This is a genomic window from Streptomyces sp. NPDC007025, assembly GCF_042869455.1.
Lineage (GTDB): Bacteria > Actinomycetota > Actinomycetes > Streptomycetales > Streptomycetaceae > Streptomyces.
Window position 1 is genome coordinate 242,231 of the sequence record NZ_JBIAFT010000011.1, and the last position, 17,939, is coordinate 260,169.

Annotated in this window: 18 protein-coding genes; 7 read left to right on the top strand and 11 right to left on the bottom strand. The window is 74.5% G+C overall.

Annotated elements, in window-relative coordinates:
- Positions 1–150: 150 nt before the first annotated feature.
- Positions 151–1,287, top strand: coding sequence for a lactonase family protein (locus ACFYMO_RS22575; protein ID WP_366771579.1), 1,137 nt, complete (start codon positions 151–153; stop codon positions 1,285–1,287).
- A gap of 123 nt (positions 1,288–1,410) precedes the next feature.
- Here the strand turns inward: ACFYMO_RS22575 and ACFYMO_RS22580 are convergent, their stop codons facing one another.
- The 4 genes from ACFYMO_RS22580 to ACFYMO_RS22595 form a co-directional block, all read right to left on the bottom strand.
- Entirely contained in the window at positions 1,411–2,382 is a 972-nt protein-coding gene (locus tag ACFYMO_RS22580; protein WP_366771580.1) for a hypothetical protein, read from the bottom strand.
- Between the two features lie 196 nt (positions 2,383–2,578).
- Positions 2,579–3,727, bottom strand: a complete 1,149-nt coding sequence (locus tag ACFYMO_RS22585; protein ID WP_366771581.1) for a BadF/BadG/BcrA/BcrD ATPase family protein — start codon at positions 3,725–3,727, stop codon at positions 2,579–2,581.
- Positions 3,724–4,401: a uracil-DNA glycosylase gene (locus tag ACFYMO_RS22590; protein WP_366771583.1), complete on the bottom strand. Its 678-nt coding sequence runs from the start codon at positions 4,399–4,401 to the stop codon at positions 3,724–3,726. The genes ACFYMO_RS22585 and ACFYMO_RS22590 overlap by 4 nt, the downstream gene beginning before the upstream one ends.
- A gap of 55 nt (positions 4,402–4,456) precedes the next feature.
- Positions 4,457–5,563 carry a WD40/YVTN/BNR-like repeat-containing protein gene (locus ACFYMO_RS22595; RefSeq protein ID WP_388548440.1) on the bottom strand — a complete coding sequence of 369 codons (1,107 nt, stop codon included), beginning with the start codon at positions 5,561–5,563 and terminating at the stop codon, positions 4,457–4,459.
- 399 nt (positions 5,564–5,962) lie between these two features.
- On the opposite strand from ACFYMO_RS22595, the gene ACFYMO_RS22600 reads away from it, so the two are divergent.
- A complete protein-coding gene (locus ACFYMO_RS22600; RefSeq protein ID WP_388548526.1) occupies positions 5,963–6,577 on the top strand; it encodes a DUF6214 family protein in 615 nt (204 codons plus the stop codon).
- Between the two features lie 175 nt (positions 6,578–6,752).
- On the opposite strand, the gene ACFYMO_RS22605 is transcribed toward ACFYMO_RS22600, so the two are convergent.
- Entirely contained in the window at positions 6,753–7,457 is a 705-nt protein-coding gene (locus tag ACFYMO_RS22605; RefSeq protein ID WP_366771586.1) for a helix-turn-helix domain-containing protein, read from the bottom strand.
- 364 nt (positions 7,458–7,821) lie between these two features.
- Between ACFYMO_RS22605 and ACFYMO_RS22610 the strand changes: the two genes are divergently transcribed.
- Positions 7,822–8,622: an SAM-dependent methyltransferase gene (locus ACFYMO_RS22610; RefSeq protein WP_366771587.1), complete on the top strand. Its 801-nt coding sequence runs from the start codon at positions 7,822–7,824 to the stop codon at positions 8,620–8,622.
- 26 nt (positions 8,623–8,648) lie between these two features.
- Here the strand turns inward: ACFYMO_RS22610 and ACFYMO_RS22615 are convergent, their stop codons facing one another.
- From ACFYMO_RS22615 to ACFYMO_RS22630, 4 genes are all read right to left on the bottom strand, one after another.
- Complete coding sequence (locus tag ACFYMO_RS22615) at positions 8,649–9,341, bottom strand: phosphatase PAP2 family protein (RefSeq protein ID WP_366771588.1); 693 nt, start codon at positions 9,339–9,341, stop codon at positions 8,649–8,651.
- Positions 9,342–9,428: 87 nt separating this feature from the next.
- Positions 9,429–10,370: a M56 family metallopeptidase gene (locus ACFYMO_RS22620; RefSeq protein WP_366771589.1), complete on the bottom strand. Its 942-nt coding sequence runs from the start codon at positions 10,368–10,370 to the stop codon at positions 9,429–9,431.
- A 133-nt stretch (positions 10,371–10,503) separates the two neighbouring features.
- Positions 10,504–11,109: a DUF5134 domain-containing protein gene (locus ACFYMO_RS22625; RefSeq protein ID WP_388548446.1), complete on the bottom strand. Its 606-nt coding sequence runs from the start codon at positions 11,107–11,109 to the stop codon at positions 10,504–10,506.
- 89 nt (positions 11,110–11,198) lie between these two features.
- Positions 11,199–11,579, bottom strand: a complete 381-nt coding sequence (locus ACFYMO_RS22630; RefSeq protein ID WP_366771591.1) for a hypothetical protein — start codon at positions 11,577–11,579, stop codon at positions 11,199–11,201.
- 716 nt (positions 11,580–12,295) lie between these two features.
- Here ACFYMO_RS22630 and ACFYMO_RS22635 point away from each other — a divergent pair.
- The 3 genes from ACFYMO_RS22635 (at position 12,296) to ACFYMO_RS22645 (ending at position 15,726) form a co-directional block, all read left to right on the top strand.
- Positions 12,296–13,699, top strand: coding sequence for a hypothetical protein (locus tag ACFYMO_RS22635; protein WP_366771592.1), 1,404 nt, complete (start codon positions 12,296–12,298; stop codon positions 13,697–13,699).
- Between the two features lie 134 nt (positions 13,700–13,833).
- A complete protein-coding gene (locus ACFYMO_RS22640; RefSeq protein ID WP_366771593.1) occupies positions 13,834–14,031 on the top strand; it encodes a hypothetical protein in 198 nt (65 codons plus the stop codon).
- A 450-nt stretch (positions 14,032–14,481) separates the two neighbouring features.
- Positions 14,482–15,726, top strand: coding sequence for a cytochrome P450 (locus tag ACFYMO_RS22645; RefSeq protein WP_366771594.1), 1,245 nt, complete (start codon positions 14,482–14,484; stop codon positions 15,724–15,726).
- 21 nt (positions 15,727–15,747) lie between these two features.
- Here ACFYMO_RS22645 and ACFYMO_RS22650 read toward each other — a convergent pair whose 3' ends face one another.
- Both ACFYMO_RS22650 and ACFYMO_RS22655 read right to left on the bottom strand, forming a co-directional pair.
- Complete coding sequence (locus ACFYMO_RS22650) at positions 15,748–16,032, bottom strand: hypothetical protein (protein ID WP_366771595.1); 285 nt, start codon at positions 16,030–16,032, stop codon at positions 15,748–15,750.
- Positions 16,033–16,076: 44 nt separating this feature from the next.
- On the bottom strand, positions 16,077–16,922 hold the full coding sequence (locus ACFYMO_RS22655; RefSeq protein WP_366771596.1) for a DUF4232 domain-containing protein: 846 nt from the start codon (positions 16,920–16,922) through the stop codon (positions 16,077–16,079).
- Between the two features lie 240 nt (positions 16,923–17,162).
- Here ACFYMO_RS22655 and ACFYMO_RS22660 point away from each other — a divergent pair, with 240 nt between their 5' ends.
- Complete coding sequence (locus ACFYMO_RS22660; protein WP_366771597.1) at positions 17,163–17,918, top strand: SDR family oxidoreductase; 756 nt, start codon at positions 17,163–17,165, stop codon at positions 17,916–17,918.
- The last annotated feature ends 21 nt before the right edge of the window (positions 17,919–17,939 follow it).

Here is a 17,939-nt window from a genome sequence, read left to right on the forward strand (position 1 = left end):
TTCCGGCCGGGGCCGCGCCTCCGCCGGGATCGCTCCGCGGCGAGCTGACCCGCGCTCCGTCCGGAACGAGCCGACCCATTTGGTCCAGACCAAGTCGCGCTCGCCTGTTACCGTCGTGCCCTCCGGACGGGGCGGCGAGAGGGCGGTGCGATGAACAGCAGGACGCGACGGCACCCGCGGGCGTACATCGGGTCGTTCACCTCGGCGGGGGGCCGGGGCATCACCACCGCGGCTCTCGACCCCCGCACCGGCGCGCTCAGCGCCCTGCACCATACGGAAGACACCGTCGCGAACCCCTCATTCCTCGCTCTGGCGCCCGCGGGCGGCCTCCTGTACGCCGTCAGCGAGACCGACCGCGGCGCGGTCACGGCGCTGCGCCTCGACGGCCGCGGCCCGGCCGGAGGCCCCGGCGCGGGCCGCTCCTCCGCCGGCGCGTTCCCCGCGCTGCTGGGACCCCCGGTCCCCGTCGACGGCGCCGGTCCCACACATCTGGCGGTGACCGCGGACAGCCTCTGCACCGCGAACTACACCTCCGGCAGCGTCAGCCTGCTGCCCCTGCGCGCAGACGGCGCCCCCGGCGCACCCGCGCGCACACACCGGCACCACGGCCGGGGGCCGGTCCGGGAGCGGCAGGACGGGCCGCACGCGCACGGCGTCACCCCCGATCCGTCAGGCCGCTGGCTGCTCTGCACCGACTTGGGAACCGACTCGGTGTGGATCTACGACCTGCGGGACGCCGACGCCGGTCTGCGGCCGCACCGCGAGGTCCCGCTCCGTCCCGGGACCGGCCCCCGCCATCTGGCGTTCGGGGCCGCGCACTCCGGGGGCGGACGGGCCGCTGCCCGGCGGGCCCACGTCGTCAACGAGCTGGATTCGACCGTGGTGACCTGCGGTTGGGACCCCGTGCACGGCGCCCTGGAGCCGCTCGGTGAGACCCGGCTCGTACCGCCGGAGCACGCGGCGGCCCCCAACCACCCCTCCGCGCTCGTCATCGCACCGGACGGGCGCTTCGCCTGGGCCGCGAACCGGGGCGAGGACAGCATCACCGTCCTGGACCTGACCTCGTCCACGCTGCCCGAACGCGTCGCGACCGTGCCCTGCGGCGGCTGCTGGCCCCGCGACCTGGCGGTGCACCCGGCAGGCCGCTGGCTCTACGCCGCCAACGAACGCTCGGGCGACGTCACCTGGTTCACGGTCGACCCGGCCACCGGCACCCCGCGACGCGCGGGCTCGCTGTCCCTGCCGTCGGCCTCCTGCGTCGTCATCGAGCGAACCGCCGGAGGGTGAGGCGACGCAGTGCGAGACGGCCCGCCGGCGGCGCTCCGGACAGGGCCGCTCGCCCCCGGCCGACAGGTACGGCCGCTCGCGCTCGTCCCCCCGCGAGGGCCCTGGACGGGGCGGGGCGGGCGCTCAGCGCGCCGTCGCTCCCTGAGGCTGCGCGATACCCGCCTTGGCGGCGTACGTCGAGGCCACGAGCTTGCCCAGCGCCGGGTAGGCACCCAGCGGTTCGGCGGTGGAGCAGCCCGCCTCCTCCGCGGCGGCCTCCAGCAGGCCCTCGGCGATCTCCGGGCCGATCAGGCACGGTGCGATGGCCAACTGCTGGGAACCGGAGTTGCGGAGCTGCTCGGCGATCTGCTGGACGGCGCCCTCGTCGTCGAGCGCCGCGGCGAGCACCGGCACCGCGAGCCGGGCGGCCAGCAGCATGCCGGTGATACCGGCCGCCTGCACCGCCTCTTCCCCGCCTATCGTCGCCAGGACGATGCCGTCGGCCGCCGTCGCGACCGTGAACAGCCGTGCCCGGTCGGCGCGCGCCAGCCCCGCCTCGGAGAGCCGCACGTGCACGCCTTCGGCGAGCAGCGGGTGCGGGCCCAGTACGTCGGTCAGCTCGGCGCCGGAACCGCTGTTGAGCACCTCCTGGCGGATGTGGCGCAGTTGCGCGGCGTCCGGCCCGGCCAGCAGCGGCACCACCACGGCGGGAAGCCCGTCGTCGGCGGTGCCGGCCGGCGGTGCCGCGACCGCTGCCCCCTGCTCGGGAGAGCCGGCCTCCTCCGCCATGGCCGCCGCCTCGCGTGCGTACCGGCGGCGCGTCGCCCGGTCCTCGACCGCCTGGCCGAGCGCCGAGCGGATGGTCGGGAACTCCCCGTCGTCGCCCTCGGTGAAACCGACGCGCGCGTCCAGGCCGGGCAGCTCCGAGCGCGCGATGCTCAGCGTCTCCTCGGCGAGACTGCGCGTGGCGCCGGAGGGGGCGCCGGGGACCGCCAGAACCAGGGCCGGCGCACCCTCGGGAGCGACGACGGGCTCCGGCCGGCGGTGCCGTCCGGGCTGGCGGGGACGTGGCATTCGTACGGGCAGGCCATTGTCCGGTCCTGTGGGGGAGCTCATGCGCCCGCATGCTAATGCCTTCATGGGCTTGACTGTTCGGCCGGGGCAGACCGATGGGCTTATGTCCCGATTCATCCGAGCGAGACGGCTGCTTCTCCGGGCATCCTGGAATGCGGCACCCCGCAAAGGATACGGTGCACAGCGCGACGGCCCGCGCCCCAGGCCCGGGCCGAGTGCCGCCCTGCCCGGCCCCGCCTCAGTCCGCGCTGCCCGCCTCCCGGCCCGGCGCCTCCGCGGCTTCCTGGGCGTCCGGATCCGCCACCGACAGCAGCGCCGGATCCCCCGGGAGCGCCAACGCCCCGTCCGCCAGCCGCGCGGCCACCAGCAGCGCACCTTCGAGCGGACCGCCCGCCGCCTCCGCGATCCGGACGTCCGGAAGCCGCCCGGCCAACTCCGCACGCAGCGGGCCCTGCAGAGCCTCGCCCAGCTTGAACAGGCCCCCGGTGAAGGCGACGCGCACCGCCCGCCCGCGGCGCTCCGCCGGTTCGCGGTGCGCGACCCGGGCCCTCGCGGGCGGGGGCATACCCTCCCAGCCCGGGCACACGGCCTCGGCCGCGGCGGCGATCTCCCGGGCCGCCGCTCGGATGATCCCCGCCGCGACGGCGTCCTCCTCGGCGCACCGTGCGACCTCGGGCGCGAACGAGGCGAGGACGGCCGCCCGGTCCGTACGGGGATACAGCTGCCCGGGCAGCGCGCTCAGCGGGGTGCCGAACACCGCCTCGGCGCGTCTGCGCAGTGCCCGCGAACCTCCCGCCCGGCCGTCGAAGGCGCGCAGCGCCGCCTCCAGTCCGGCGCGCCCGATCCACGCGCCGCTGCCGCAGTCACCCAGCAGATGCCCCCAACCGTCGGCGCGCCGCCAGGTCTCCAGGTCGGTGCCCATGGCGATCATCCCGGTCCCCGCCGCCACCACGGCACCGGGCCGTTCGCCCAGGGCCCCGGCGTACCCGGTCACCGCGTCGGCGGCCAGCGCCAGGCGCCGTACCCCGAACTCCGCCGCGAACACGCCCGGCAGCTCGGCCCGCAGCCCCGTGCCGAGGGTCGCCATCCCGGCGGCGCCCACGCAGGCCGCCGCCAGGTGCGCGGCGCCCGCGTCCGCCAGCAGCGCTCGCACCGCGGGCACCAACTGGCCGGACAGGTGCGCCGCGTCGATTCCGGCCGGTCCGGTGCGTACGGGCTCCGGGCAGGCGACGGTACCGACGGCTTCCGGTGGCCCGCCGCCCGCGTGCCCGGCGCCGGGGAGGCGCGCCAGCGCGACCCGGAGTCCGGACCCGCCCGAGTCCACGCCCAGCACCCAGCCGTCCGCGCCCCGCGCGGCCGCTCGGGTGCCCTCCGCGGCGGCGGTCACGGCAGGCGCCAGTCCACGGGGTCGGCCCCCTGGGCGGCGAGCAGTTCGTTGACCCGGCTGAAAGGCCGCGAGCCGAAGAACCCGCGATCGGCCGACATGGGTGAGGGATGCGAGGACTCCACCGCGGGCAGTTCGCCCAGCAGCGGACGCAGATTCCGCGCGTCGCGGCCCCACAGCACCGAGACCATGGGGCGTCCGCGGGCGACCAGGGCACGGATCGCCTGCTCGGTGACCTCTTCCCAGCCCTTGCCGCGGTGCGCCGCGGGCCGCCGCGGAGCCGTCGTCAGTGCCCTGTTGAGCAGCAGTACTCCCTGTCCCGTCCAGGGCGTCAGATCACCGTTCGAGGGGCGGGGGAGGCCGAGGTCGCTGTGCATCTCCCGGAAGATGTTCTCCAGGCTGCCCGGCAGCCGCTGGACCTCGGGAGCCACCGAGAAGGACAGTCCGACGGCGTGCCCGGGCGTGGGGTAGGGATCCTGGCCCACGATCAGGACGCGCACCTCGTCGAAGGGCTGCTGGAAGGCCCGCAGCACATTCGGCCCCGAGGGCAGATAGGTTCTCCCCGCGGCGACCTCCGCGCGGAGGAAGTCGCCCATCGCGGCGATCCGTTCGGACACCGGCTCCAGCGCCTTCGCCCAGCCCGGCTCGACAATCTCGTTCAACGGTCGTGCAGCCACGAGCGGTCACTCTACTGGCTCAGCCGGGCGCTGCGGTCCGCACGCGGGGATCTCCTCAGTCGACCACCGCCGCCCGCACACACAGCACGTCCGGCAGATGCGAGGCCAGCTGCCGCCAGCTCTCGCCCTCGTCCGCGCTGGCGAAGACCTCGCCGTTCCGGTTCCCGAAGTAGATCCCGGCCGGGTCCGCGTCGTCCGTGCTCAGCGCGTCCCGCAGCACCGGTCCGTAGTGAGCGGCCTCGGGAAGGCCCGCGCCCATCGCCTCCCAGCTGCCGCCCGCGTCCTGGGTGCGGAACACGCGGCAACGGTGCCCCGCCGGCACCCGGTCCGCGTCCGCGTTGAGCGGGAAGAGGTAGGCCACGCCGCCGCGCCGCGGGTGGGTCGCGAGGGGGAATCCGAAGTCGGAGGGAAGGGAGTCGCCGATCGAATGCCAGCTGGAGGCGCTGTCGTCGCTGCGGAAGACGCCCCAGTGGTTCTGCAGATACAACCGGTCGGGATCCTCCGCGTCCCGCGCGATCTTGTGTACGCACTGTCCGTACTCGGGGTAGCGGCGGCCCTCCGGCAGGAACACCGCGGAGACCCCGCGGTTGCACGGCTCCCAGCTCTCGCCACCGTCCCGGGTGCGGTAGGCGCCGCCCGTCGAGACGGCGACGGTCACATGCCGCGTGTCCCGCGGGTCGACCAGGACGGTGTGCAGGCCCAGACCGCCGCCACCGGGCGCCCACTCCCGTCGGGTGGGGTGCTCCCACAGCGCGTGGACGAGGGAGAAGGACTCGCCGCCGTCCGTGGAGCGGAACAACCCGCCGGGCTCCGTCCCGGCGTAGACCACACCGGGCTCGTCCTCCCCGCCGGGCTGGAGCTGCCAGACACGCTCCAGGGAGGCTCCGGTCTCCCGCGGATAGGCCACCGGCGGCCGCGGGGGCTCCTTCCAGGTCCTGCCCAGGTCGTCGGAGTGGAAGACCGAGGGGCCCCAGTGCGCGCTGTCCCCTCCGGCCAGCAGCCTGGGTGTGGAGCCCCGCCGGTCGATGCTGAAGGAGTAGACGGCCTGCGCGTCGAAATACGGGCCGGTGAAATCCCAGTCCGCCCCGCCTCGCCCGGCCACCGGCCGCCGGGCGAGGAACAGGCCCTTTCTCGTACCTACCGCGAGCAGTACGTCCGCCATTGCGGCACCGCCTTCGAGACGTCGTTGTCCGAGGTGTCCGTCCCCGAGTCGTCCGGGACACGGAACAGTCTGCACCCGCCCACTGACACTCCCGGCCGGACTGCCCGGACGGCGTCCCGGGGCGGTGTCCGCGGCGCCCGTTCGGCCCCCGGAGGCGTGCACCGGACCCCCGAACGGCGGCATACCGGTGCGCCGAACGGGCTGCGACCGCCTCCGTCGTCAGGGTTGCCCCGGGCCCGGCCGAGCGCGCCGCGCGGGCCCGGCCGCCGACGCCGGGGCTACGGTGCCGCCGTGTCGGAGAGATCCTCATGTCCGTGCTGCGCGTCGGACCAGTCCTGCCGGCGGGGAAGCTGTCCGTCCGCGGGCCGGCCCTCGCCGCCGTCCGGGCCCGCGTGGAAACTGCGCGGCTACGGCAGCGGCGCGGGTACTGTCCCGCATTCCGCCGGGGCGCCCTGGTTCGCCGTCGGTGTCAGCCGGCCGGACGGTACCCAGGTGGAGATGGTGGCCGCCGTGGTGGACGGCGGCATCCGGCTGGAGGAAGTGCGGGCCGATCCGCCGCTGACCCTCCGGGAGTTCGCGGAGCTCGCGCCGCGCCTCGGCGAACCGCTGACGCTGGCCTGCCCCGCCGCGCTCCGGCCACCGGCGCTCGGCCCCACCGTCCGGACCACCGGGCCCTGCGTGCTGCCCGCGGCGCCGCACCCGGTCCCGCCGCGGTCGGCACCGCCGGCGTCCGCGCCCCCGCAGCATCCCGTACCGGTACCGGCCCCCGCGGCGGCCACGCAGCGGAGACCGCCCGCGCCCGCGGGACGGCGGAGGCGGCCGTCCGGTCTCAGCGGCACGGCAGCGCTGCACACGGCGGCCGGTGCCTACTCCGCGGCCCGGGCGCAGGGCCAGGACCCGGTGCTGGCCGTCATGCGGGTCACCGGGCACAGCCGCCGCAAGTCGCTGCGCGTCATCGCGAGCGCCCGCGACGCGGGGCTGCTGAGCCCGCGTCACGCCCGCCGGCGGCGCTGAACGGCGGACGGCGCGGTCCGTGCAGAGCAACTGCGCCGTCCTGCGCCGGTCCCGTTCGCACGCGGCGCCTGCTACGAGCCCCGTGCGTACTTCCGTGGCCACGCGGAGTCCGCCGTCGCCTCCACCGGGCGTGCCGGTGCCGCGACCCGCGCGGCGCGCCGCGGCCCCGCGCGGCTCACGGCCCGCCGTGCGGTCCGGAGCCGGTGCCCCAACCGCACGGACGCAGCCGTTCCAACTGCCGCACCCGGGCCGCATGCGACACCTCGGGGCCCTCCTCCCCTTCCGGTGGCGTCCCCTGCCGCCAGGCGAGGCCGTACCGGGCGAACAGCTCTCCCCGCAGCCGTCCGAGCGGCATCGGCGCACCGGGCAGCAGCACCGCGACGACGGCGCCCATCAGATTGGCGCGCAGCAGCGGATAGTCGGTGTCCGGGTCGGGGGAGCCGTAGCGGACCACGACGCCACGCAGCAGAGCTGCCAGGCGCTGCTGCTCGTCGCACCGCACGAAGCCCTCCTGCTGCAGGATCCCGGCCATGTGGGCACGCATCAGCACCGGCTGGCAGCACGCCAGTCCGAGGACGGCGTCGATGGCCCGCGCCAGCACTTCCCGTCCGCCGTCCGGTCCCTCCGGCGACGGTCCGCGCTCCAGGGCCTCGGTCAGCGTCAGATGCATCAGCCGGTGCACCGCCGACTGGAAGAGCTGCCGCTTGCCGGGAAAGTAGTACGAGATGAGCCCGCGTGCCGAGCCGGCCCGGTCGGCGATGGCGCCCAGGGTCGTCGACTCGTACCCGTGCTCGGCGACCAGCTCGACGGTCGCCTGCAGCAGGCGTTCACGCGAGCGTCGGCGCAACTCTTCATTGACCGATGCGCTCCGGGGGGACATCCTGTAACTCCTGCGTTGACTGGCCGGCAGCCAATATATTCAGCACGACTTCGGGTGTTCGCCTCCAGGGGAGCCGGAACGCCCGCTGCAGCAGCCGATATCGGGGCGACGCGGGGGATCGCCCCGGTATCGGCGTCGACCAGGCGCCCCGTGAGGCGGACCGGCGAGGTCCGGCCGAGCGTACCGGCATCGGCGGTTCCGGGAGCGACTCCGGAGGACGAGCGCCCGCTCAACATCCCTCCTGCGCCGCGGCTTTCCCCGGCCGGCTTCCGGCCGCAGCCCCCGGTACGGTCACTGCCCGTCCCCGGTACGTTGGTGCGCACACAGCGCACGACGTACACACCGCCGAGGGCAGGGGAGAGCCATGGTGCCGGGACCGGACCCCAGAGAGATCGACAACACGTTGCCGCATTCGGCGCGAATCTGGAACTACTGGCTCGGCGGCAAGGACTTCTACGACGTCGACCGGCAGGTGGGTGACGAGATCGCGCGCACCAACCCCGGCATCGTGACCACGGCCCGCGCTCAGCGGGCCTTCCTGTGCCGGGCTGTCCGCCACCTCGCGGGGGATCTCGGCATCCGCCAGTTCCTGGACGTCGGCACCGGTCTGCCCACCGTCGACAACACCCACGAGGTCGCCCAGCGCATCGCCCCTGACGCACGGATCGTCTACGTGGACCACGACCCGCTCGTCCTCACGCACGCCCGCGCCCTGCTGACCAGCACGCCGCAGGGTGTCACCCACTACCTCGACGCCGATCTGCGCGATCCGGACGCCATCCTCGAGGGCGCGGCGGGGATACTCGACTTCGACAGGCCCGTGGCGCTGATGCTGCTCGGCGTCGTCGCCCATCTCACCGACGACAGCGCCTACGACGTGGTGGCGCGGTTGACGGCGGCTCTCCCGGCCGGCAGCCATCTGGTGTTCAGCGACTCGGCCGAAGTGGTCAGCCCGGAGGCGGTCCGTGCCATGGTGCGGCAGTGGAACCGCACCAGCGACAACCCGCGCGTCAACCGCTCCCGCGAGCAGATCCTCCGGTTCTTCGACGGGCTGGAGGTCCTGGAACCGGGGCTGGTCTCGGTCACCCGCTGGCGGCCCGAGGCGCTCCCCTTCGGCGAGCCCGAAGAGGTCGACAACGTGGGCGCGGTGGCCCGCAAGCCCTGAGCGGCCACCGGGCGGCTGCCGGCGGGCTATCCGGACGCGGGGCCGGGCAGCCGCTCCCCGGGCCGCAGCGCGGCCCACGCGGCCGCGGACGCCAGGGCCACCGCCGTCCCCAGCAGCGCGCCCACCACGGTGTCCGTCAGCCAGTGCACGCCCAGCCACAGCCGGGTGAACGCGACGCCGAGAACGCTCACCGCGGCGGTGCCGAGCCCCGTCCGCCACCCCGAGGTGGTCACCGGTGTTCCCCGCTCCCACCACAGCCACAGCAGCACCGTGCACACCAGCGCGGCCGTCAGCACGTGCCCCGACGGCATCGCGCTGTACTCCGCCGAGGCCACCGGCTCCCGCCAGTGCGGCCGCTCCCTGCCGAGCGCCGCCTTCATCCCCTGCTGCACCCCGGCGCCGACCAGTGCCGTGCCCGCCACCCAGTACGCCACCGCACGCTCCCCGCGCCACAGCAGCCGGACGCACACCGCCGCCAGCAGCAGCCGGAAGGTCCACGGATCCCACACCCAGTCGGTGAGGACCCGCATGGTCCGGGTCGGCGCCGGGTGCTCCAGTGCCGCCGTGTGCAGCCCGGAGGCGGTACCCCGGTCGAGCACGGCCAGTGGCTCCCAGGGCAGCAGGGCCAGGCTGGTCAGCAGTACGGCCGCGGCACCCAGCGCGGCGGCCGCTGCGGCCTGCCATGCGCCTGCCGGACCGGCACGGGTAGCACCTCGCATGCCCCGATCATCGCCCCTGACACCGGTAGCGGTACAACTCCCGGCGGGTGTTCCGCGCCGGACGGCGGGGGCCGGCCCGGGAGCGGGTCAGTGGCGCAGCGCGGACAGCCCGGGAGCGAACGCCACGAGCACCGGGATCACCGGTACCAGGGAGGCCACCGCCGTCATCCGCAGCCGGCGACTGACCGACAGTCGCGGTCCGGGCGCGAGCAGCCGGTGCACCCGTTGCGGCACCAGCGCCACCGGTGTCGGGCAGGGCCCGAAGACCCCGCGCCCTTCGTTCAGTTCCACCAGGGCCAGGGCGATCGTGAGCCTGCCGTAGCGGCGGGAGGCGGCGTCGTCGGCGGCCAGTTCCACCAGCCGGTGCACCTGGTCGCGGAAGCCCGCGAAGACCGGCACCCGCGAGAACCCCGCGGCCAGCGCCGAGGAGCAGTGCAGCAGCCAGTCGTGGCGCGCCCGCGCGTGTCCCTGCTCGTGTTCCAGCACCGCGTCCAGCTGCCGGCCCTTGAGCCGGCCCAGTGCGCCGGTGGTGATGGCCAACTGCGGGTTGGCGCCCGGCAGCCACCAGGCGTCAGGCTTCTCCTCCTCCAGGACCACCAGCCGCTCGCTGGGGGAGGCGCTCTCGCCGGGCAGCCGCGGCGCCCGCTCGCGCAGCTCCGCCCGCCGCCTGCGGCGCCTGGCCCGCGCGTCCCTGATCTCCCGCAGCAGCATCGCTCCGGTCCAGGCACCCCCGCAGGCCAGCAGCACGCTCAGGGCGCCTGCCCAGGGCGCGGAGGTGCTGGAGGAGTATGCCTCGGCCACACCGTGCGGCGCCCCGGCGAAGACGTGGCTGCGTACCGCGGTGAAGGCGGCGGCACCCGAGAGGGCCATCGCCAGCAAGCAGCACAGCAGCACAGCTCCCACCACGCACTGCCACGCCCACAGGGCGAGCACCGGTTCCCGGTCGGGCCAGGTGGAGCGGGTCAGTACGCGCGGCGCGAGACCCGCGGCGAACAGGGCGAGCACCATCAGCGCGAGCGGGACGGTCATACCGCTCAGCCTAGAAGGCCGTTACGAGACAGTGATACGCCCGGCGGCGCAGAAGTGACGCGGTTCACAGCCCTGCCGGGTTTCCGGCCGCTGCCCGCGTCCGGGAGGGCCTCCGCTCCGGTGCGGACACTCCTCAGAGGGCGAGCAGCATCGCGAACATCCCCGCCCCCATGGCGACTCTGCAGCCGGCCGCGACCCCGGCCTGCCGGGCCACGGGCGGCACGGCTGTCCTCCGTGCGGCCGGGCCGCTCCCCGGGGCGGCGCCCGCCGGCATCAGACGCGTCCCCGTCCAGAGCACGTATCCGGCGAAGTAGACCAACAGCATCCCCGTCACCAGCGGCAGACCGCCCGCTCCGGAGTGGTGCGCGGCCGCTCCGGCGGGCGGGCCCAGGGCCATCGCCAGCGACATGTACACCATCGCCGCGCTACCCAGGAGGTGGTGCAGATGGCGTCCCGGCCCGGCGCCGGTGTGCCGCACAGTCGCCGTCAGCCGCAGTTCCCGCACCAGCAGCGCGCCGAACAACCCGCCGAAGACCCACCCCGACACCGTGTGCGTCGCGGGCGTTCCGCTCCAGGGGGCCGGTGCGGCCATCGCCGCCATCCCGAGCCCCATCACGGCCTCACCCCCCGCCTCCGACCGCCGGCCCGGTCCCGCGCCGCGCGCCCGCAGCAGGCACGAGACGCCCGTGACCGCGCAGAGCGCCGTCAGCAGCCATCCGACCGTTTCAGGGCCGTGCATCCGCCCACCTCCCCGGAGATGGCTGCCCGCTCGCGGGCGGCACACGGGAGCGCACGGGGGCAGCGAGGGCGCGTCCGTCTCCCGGCGGTTCAGCGGGGCCGGGGAGCGGTGTGCCCCATCATTTCGGTCGCCTCCAGCAGCGGCATGCCCAGGTCCTGGAGGAGGACGCGGGTGTCGTCCGTGTGGTCCGGGAGGAAGGCGTGGCCCTCGTGTCCGGCGGGGCTCTCGCCGCCCGGACGCTCTCCTGGCTCGTCCGCCGCTCCGTGCGCGTGGTCGCGGATGCGGCGGCTGAGCAGCCGCCAGGCGTACGCGTTGGTGTGCGGGCTGCGCAGCGCCAGGTCCCACTGGTCGGCCAACTCGGCGAAGGCCAGGCGTACAACGGCGTCCGCCTGTCGCGCATCGGCCAGGCGGTTGTGCGCGTACTCCAGATACCGTTGCCGGTAGAGAACGCAGAATGCGGTGAAGGCCACCGGAGCCTCCGGTGCGGATTCGAGGTGCTCCGACTCCCGGCAGGTCTGTGGTTGCGCCGTGGGCGCGGCGCTCTGTTCGCACGGCAAGGGCATACGAACGTTCAACGTTCCTCTCCCCTCCCATCCCTCCGTTGCGGTCCCCCTCCCGCGGAAGCTACAGCTCCAGATGCGTCGGACGCCATGAGCTTCTGCACCGTGCAAATTCATCGGCAATTGCACGAGCAGCCGCTCGGCGGGAAAGTCGGCCCGCTGTCGAACTTCCGCGCGAGGAATTGCCATTGCATTGCTCTTGTCTGATCGATGTAGATCGTTTTCGATGAATTGGATGGCGTTCTTGATGGGTTTCCCGTCGGGTCGTCACTCTTCGCTCCGCGCGGGAGTCGTATGCCAACCATCGGAGTGAGCCACGCGGAATTCACTCTTGAGGGTGGCGAACCGGCACGGCGTCCGAATCAGCCGCAATGTCCCGCAGGTCGGGTCGGGTGGCGGCAGCCGGATCGCCGACGCCGACGCCGTCGTGTTGAATTGGAGTCCGCCGTCGAAGGTTTGGAGGTCGCCGTAGCAAGGGGCTCGGCTGCGGGCCCGGCAGGAGTGCGCCACCGGCCCGACACGGCCGGGCAGGGGCCGCCTGCGATCCGCGTGGCGGCAACGGCCCACCGGGGCCTTGGGCTGACAACTGTCCGTGTTCTGATCGGTTTGGTGTGTGGGGGGTTCTGGTGTCGGTTCCGGGTGCGGGCTCCGAAGGCGCGAGCGACGGGGTGCTGGTGATGGCGGGTGTCGGCGGGGGCCTGATGGACGTCGGCGTCGTGATGGCGGGCCTGGGCGGAGTGTCCTGGAGCGGCATACTCGCCGGTGCGGACGTGCACACCGCGGGTCCCGGCGCGGTGAACGTCGTCGAACTGGCCGGTCCGGTCGACCCGCAGATGGTGCTGGCCCGCGTGCGCCTGGTGGCCGGTGCCTCCGGCCGGCTCCTGGTGGTCGTCGTGGGAGAACTGCGCAAGGATCCGCGCAAGGGGGGCCTGCACATCGGGCTGGGAGCGCCCGGCCAGCACTCGGCCGCGGTGCGGTACAGCGGGCTGCCCTGGGAGTGGCTGACAGCGGAGCTGGCCGTGCGGCCCCCCGGGTCGACCACTGTGCTGCTGGACGTGGCCACCGAGCCCGGCGCCTGGGAGGCGGTCCGGGCGGGCGGCCTGCCGGAGGTCCCCGGGGTGGCCGTGCTGGGCCGCGTGGTGCGGAACAGCCGCGAGTCGGCGTGGCGCCGGCTGCGCGGCGGCAACGCCCCCATGGAGCCCGCCTATCTGCTGGAGTGCATTCGGCTGTGGCGCGCGGGCGGCCGGATGCCGTTCGCCGAGCTGCATCAGCGGGCGGCGGCCGTCTCCGGTACGACGGAGCACGAGCAGGCGCTGTTCGTCGCCTCGTCTGCGGCCGCGGCACCCGTGGCCCCGGAACCGGCGGCCGAACCGCCGAACGGCTACCGGCCCGCTGCCGCACCCGTGAGCCCGAACGGAGGGGAGCACGGGCTCCCGCCGGACCTCCCCGCGGAGTGGCAGTCCGCCGACCAGTACCCGCAGCCGGTCCCGGCCGCATACGGGCCGCCCGGTGCCGAGCCGGAACCCGGGCACGGAGCTGAACCCCGGCACCGGCCCGCGCCGCCGCCCCCGGGGGCCCCGGGCCCGCGTACCGAGCCGGCCGAGGACCCGCACGAGACGATCATGGCCGCGGCCCGCGCCGGGCGCCACGAGGAGGCCGAGACGCTCGCGGTGGCCTGGGAGGAGGCTGCCGAGCGTACGGAGGGGCCCGGTTCGGAGGGAGCGCTGCATTGGGTGGAGGTCCGTGCCGACCTCGCCCGGCTGGCCGGTGCCCCGGACCGCAGTTGCGAACTGTGGCTGCGGGTTGCCCGGGGCCGTCTCGAACGCGGCGAGTCCGAGCGGGCCTTGGAGGTGGAGGGCGCCGTGGACCGGGCCCATCACCAGTGGCAGTGCCTGGACGAGGGGGAGGCCGCCCGCGAGTTGGCACCGGAGCTGGTCCTCCTGCGCCGCCGGGTCCCCGGCCGCCAGCCCGGTGCGGTACGACTGGTGGAGGAACGCGCGGAGCGGCTGCTCGGCGGCGTCGAACAGTGAACCCGCGGTAACGGCCGCACGAGTGGCACCGGCTGGTCCGTTCGCAGCAGCGCCGGACCGGCCGTCGGCTCCGTCGCCGGCCGCTCCCGGACGCTGGGTGTCGTACTGCCCCGGACGTCTCCTGAGGAGCGCGCATGTTCCGTCGATCCGTACTGGCCCTGGCCACGCTGCTGGCCACGACCGTCCTCGCGGTGGCACCGGCCGCTGCGGCCGCCGAAGCCTCCGTGCCGCAGACCGATGAACTGACCCCTCCTGAACAGGCCGCCCTCAAGGTCGCGGAGAAGGCCCTGGGCACGCTGCTGGGCGGTGTGGTGTCCCTGGGCGGAAACTGAGGGGACCCGGCACTGCTACCCGGCCGGGACCGCCGTCGACCGGTTCCGGCCGGGGCCGGTCGCGGACCGCCCGCCGGTGTGCCCGGGGCACCGTGACCCGTTCCGGGTGCGTCCGCAGACCGCCCGGGAGCGGCCCGGGAATCGGCCGCGGGCCACCGCGGCGCTCCCGCGCCGGCCGCGCCGGGAAGGATACGCCGCACCGTCGGTTCTCCGTCGCACGCGCTGCCTTCGGCAGTCCGGTCACGTCCGGAAGAGGAGACATCCGCACCGGCCCCGCGCTCGTGTGGAGCGTGCGGCCGGCGGGCCGGGCCGCCTGGCCCTGGCGCATGCCGCGCGACGTGAGATGATCTTGCACCGTCTGACCCCTACACGGACGCGTGATCGGCTCGTACTGTGGGCAGGCGTCACCGCGTCAATTCCCCGCCCCGCGAACGGAGATTGCGACTCACCGTGTCTGTTCCCGAGCTTTTGACTCTCGATCCCACCGGCAGCGACCCGCACGGTGAACACCAGGCCCTCCATGCACGGGGGCCGGCGACCCGGGTCGACCTGCTGGGCGTCACCGCCTGGTCGGTCAGCGACCCGGTCCTCCTCAAGAAGCTGCTGACCGGCCCGGACGTCTCCAAGGACGCGCGGCAGCACTGGCCGCAGTTCGCCGAGACCGTCCCCACCTGGCCGCTGGCGCTCTGGGTCGCGGTGGAGAACATGTTCACCTCGTTCGGCAGCGACCACCGCAGGCTGCGCAGGATGGTGGCCCCGTCCTTCAGCGCACGCCGGGTGGCGGCGCTCGGCGAGCGCGTCGAGCGCATCGTCGACGACCTGCTGGACGTGCTGGCGCGCACCCCGGAAGGGGAAGCGGCCGATGTGCGGGAGCTGTTCGCCTACCCGTTGCCCATCCAGGTGATCTGCCACCTGATGGGAGTGCCGGCGGAGCGCCGTGCGGGCTTCCGCCAACTGGTCGACAACGTCTTCGCCACCACGCTGACCCCCGAGGAGGCCGCAGCCAACACCACGAGCCTCTACGGAGTGCTCGACGAGCTGATAGCCGAGAAGCGCGAGCAGCCCGGCGAGGACATGACCTCCCTGCTCATCGACGCGAGGGACGAGGAGGGGGACGGGTCGGCGCTCTCGGAGGCCGAACTGCGCGACACGCTGCTGCTGATGATCAGTGCGGGGTACGAGACCACGGTCAACCTCCTCGACCAGGCCATCACCGTGCTGCTCACCCACCCCGAGCAGCTGGCGCTCGTCCGGGAGGGCCGCGCGAACTGGGCCGACGTGGTGGAGGAGACGCTGCGCTTCGAACCGGCCGTCAAGCACCTGCCGTTGCGCTTCGCCGTCCGCGACATCCCGCTGCCCGACGGTCAGGTCATCGCCAAGGGCGAGCCGGTCCTCGCCTCGTACGCCGCCGCCAACCGGCACCCCGACTGGCACGGCGAGAGCGCGGACACCTTCGACCTCACCCGCACCGATCCCGGCCCCGAGCACCTCGCCTTCGGCCACGGGGTGCACTTCTGCCTCGGCGCCCCGCTCGCCCGCCTGGAGGGCATCACGGCGCTGGAGAAGTTCTTCGCCCGCTTCCCCGACGCCCGGCTGGGCGTCCCGGAGGAGGAGCTGCGCCCCGTTCCCTCGCTCATCAGCAACGGCCACCAGACCCTCCCGGTGGTGCTGCGCCCGCGGTCCGCCGCGGACTGAGCGGGCGGGCCCGGTGCCCGGCTACTGAGCCTCGTCCGGCCGGTCGGCGTCGCACGTCGCAGGCGTGCGGCGCCGCTTGGCGAGCAGGCCGGTGCCCGCGACGACCAGCCCGACGGCCACGATCTTGGCGGCTCCGTACAGGTTCAGGTACGCGTCCGGGGCCGCGTGGCCGGTGACGACGAGCGCGGCGGCCGCCCCCAGGCCCAGCAGGATCAGCACGACTCCGCCGATCGGCCCGGTGCCGGCCCACCACGGGACGGAGTCCGCCGCCGGGACGCGGGGATCGTCGGTGCGCTGCTCGCTCATCTGGGTCCTTCCGAGGTCTGCGGACTGCGTACGTGGCGCGGCGTTCAGCCGCCGGTGCCGGGGGAGACCGGGCCGATCTTCGGCACCGAGGCGTCCCCCGAAGCGGTCACCGGACCGCCGGACCACCCGACCCGCAACGAGGACTGCTGGTCCGGCGGGGTGAGCAGCGCGCCGTCCGGGGTGACGGTCGCGGTACCCGTCATGCGCGGATCGGCGAACGACAGCGGTGCCCAGGCGCTCGAACCGGGCGCCAGCTCGACCTGCTGCGAGCTGCCGCCCTCGCGCTGCGGGGGAACGGAGACCCGGTTGCCCGAGGCGTCGACGAAGGCGAACCCCGGGAAGCCGCTCATCGTGCAGGCGCTGCCGGAGCTGTTGGTGAAGACCAGCGCGTGGTGGTGCTGGCCGGCCCCGGGGTGGTTGGGGCCTATGGACGCCTGGAGGTCGGAGGCCGCGCACGCCCCTCCCGGGCCGGCTCCCGGCTCTGTGCCGTCGCCGCCGGCCTCCGCGCCGCCGCCGCCCGAACCGCCGTCCGCGGAGCTGCCGGAGCCTTCGGAGGACGAGGCGGAGGGCTCGGCGCGCTCACCGTCGCCCTTCCTGTCCTTGCCGCCGCTCTCCTTCCCGCTGCCGCCCTTCTCTTTGCCGGACGAGGCGATTCCCGCGGGCGTGGCCTCACCGGAGACCCGCCGCAGTTCCGGAGCGCCGCCGTCCTGGCCGCCGCACCCGGCCAGCAGCCCCGCCGCCACCAGCGCCGTGGCGACCGACGCGGCGGCTCTCGCCGGATGCCGGGGACGGCCGCGGCGCGTGAAGGGGCTGCCGCTCGCGGCAGGGGCCGTCCGCGCGCGCCGGTTCGCCCTCGGGGTGGCGTAGGTCATGTCCGCGTCCGGTGCCATCGCTCTCGTCGACTCCCTGATCGTGTCCCTGCTCGTGCTGTCCCCCGCTGTCGGACCGTGCACAGCCTTCGACGGCGGAACGGGCGGAGAAGTTCACGGTGGTCGAAGCCCTGTTCTCCACCGCCCCCTCGCACCCTAAGGGGGGACCGGCGATCCCCGGACAGCTGCTGCCTTCCTCCCGTTCCCCGTACGCGGCACCGTTGAGCTGCAGGAACCCGCTTCGTGAACGGAGAACACGGCATGACCCGCATCGCTCTGATCACCGGTGCCAACCGCGGGCTGGGTCGCAGCACCGCGCTGCACCTCGCCGAGGCCGGCACCGATGTGCTGCTCACCTACCGCTCGCACCCGGACGAGGCCGAGGCCGTCGTCGCCCAGCTCCGCGCGCTGGGCCGGACAGCGGTGGCGCTGCCGCTGGACACCTCGGACACCGCCGCCTTCCCGGCCTTCACCGACACCGTGCGCGGAGTGCTCGAGGAGCACTGGGACCGCGAGAACTTCGACATCCTGCTCAACAACGCCGGACACGGCGTGCACAAGCCGTTCGCGGAGACCACCGAGGACGAATTCGACGGGCTGATGAACGTCCACGTCAAGGGCGTCTTCTTCCTCACCAGGGCGCTGCTCCCACTGCTCGGGGACGGCGGCACGATCCTCAACACCTCCACTGGGCTGACCCGCTTCGTCGCCGCCGAGACATCCGCGTACGCCGCGGCGAAGGGCGCCGTCGAGGTCCTTACCCGCTATCTCGCCAAGGAACTGGGACCGCGCGGTATCGCCGTCAACGTCCTGGCCCCCGGCGCCACCGCGACCGACTTCGGCGGCGGCGCCGTCCGCGACCAGCAGGAGACCCGGTCCGCTCTCGGCGCGGTCACCGCGATGGGCAGGGTCGGCGAGGCGGACGACATCGGCGCAGCCGCCGCGGCGCTGCTCGCCGAGGGCACCTCCTGGATCACCGGCCAGCGCATCGAGGCATCGGGCGGCATGCTCCTGTAGCGAGGGAGAATGGCACCGTAC

Coding starts and splice junctions, on each gene's coding strand:
- ACFYMO_RS22615 (WP_366771588.1), bottom strand. CDS start 9,341: ATGCGAGGTGCTACCCGTGCCGGTCCGGCAGGCGCATGGCAGGCCGCA.
- ACFYMO_RS22625 (WP_388548446.1), bottom strand. CDS start 11,109: ATGCACGGCCCTGAAACGGTCGGATGGCTGCTGACGGCGCTCTGCGCG.
- ACFYMO_RS22640 (WP_366771593.1), top strand. CDS start 13,834: ATGTTCCGTCGATCCGTACTGGCCCTGGCCACGCTGCTGGCCACGACC.
- ACFYMO_RS22660 (WP_366771597.1), top strand. CDS start 17,163: ATGACCCGCATCGCTCTGATCACCGGTGCCAACCGCGGGCTGGGTCGC.
- ACFYMO_RS22580 (WP_366771580.1), bottom strand. CDS start 2,382: ATGAGCTCCCCCACAGGACCGGACAATGGCCTGCCCGTACGAATGCCA.
- ACFYMO_RS22595 (WP_388548440.1), bottom strand. CDS start 5,563: ATGGCGGACGTACTGCTCGCGGTAGGTACGAGAAAGGGCCTGTTCCTC.
- ACFYMO_RS22655 (WP_366771596.1), bottom strand. CDS start 16,922: ATGGCACCGGACGCGGACATGACCTACGCCACCCCGAGGGCGAACCGG.
- ACFYMO_RS22620 (WP_366771589.1), bottom strand. CDS start 10,370: ATGACCGTCCCGCTCGCGCTGATGGTGCTCGCCCTGTTCGCCGCGGGT.
- ACFYMO_RS22610 (WP_366771587.1), top strand. CDS start 7,822: ATGGTGCCGGGACCGGACCCCAGAGAGATCGACAACACGTTGCCGCAT.
- ACFYMO_RS22605 (WP_366771586.1), bottom strand. CDS start 7,457: ATGTCCCCCCGGAGCGCATCGGTCAATGAAGAGTTGCGCCGACGCTCG.
- ACFYMO_RS22650 (WP_366771595.1), bottom strand. CDS start 16,032: ATGAGCGAGCAGCGCACCGACGATCCCCGCGTCCCGGCGGCGGACTCC.
- ACFYMO_RS22575 (WP_366771579.1), top strand. CDS start 151: ATGAACAGCAGGACGCGACGGCACCCGCGGGCGTACATCGGGTCGTTC.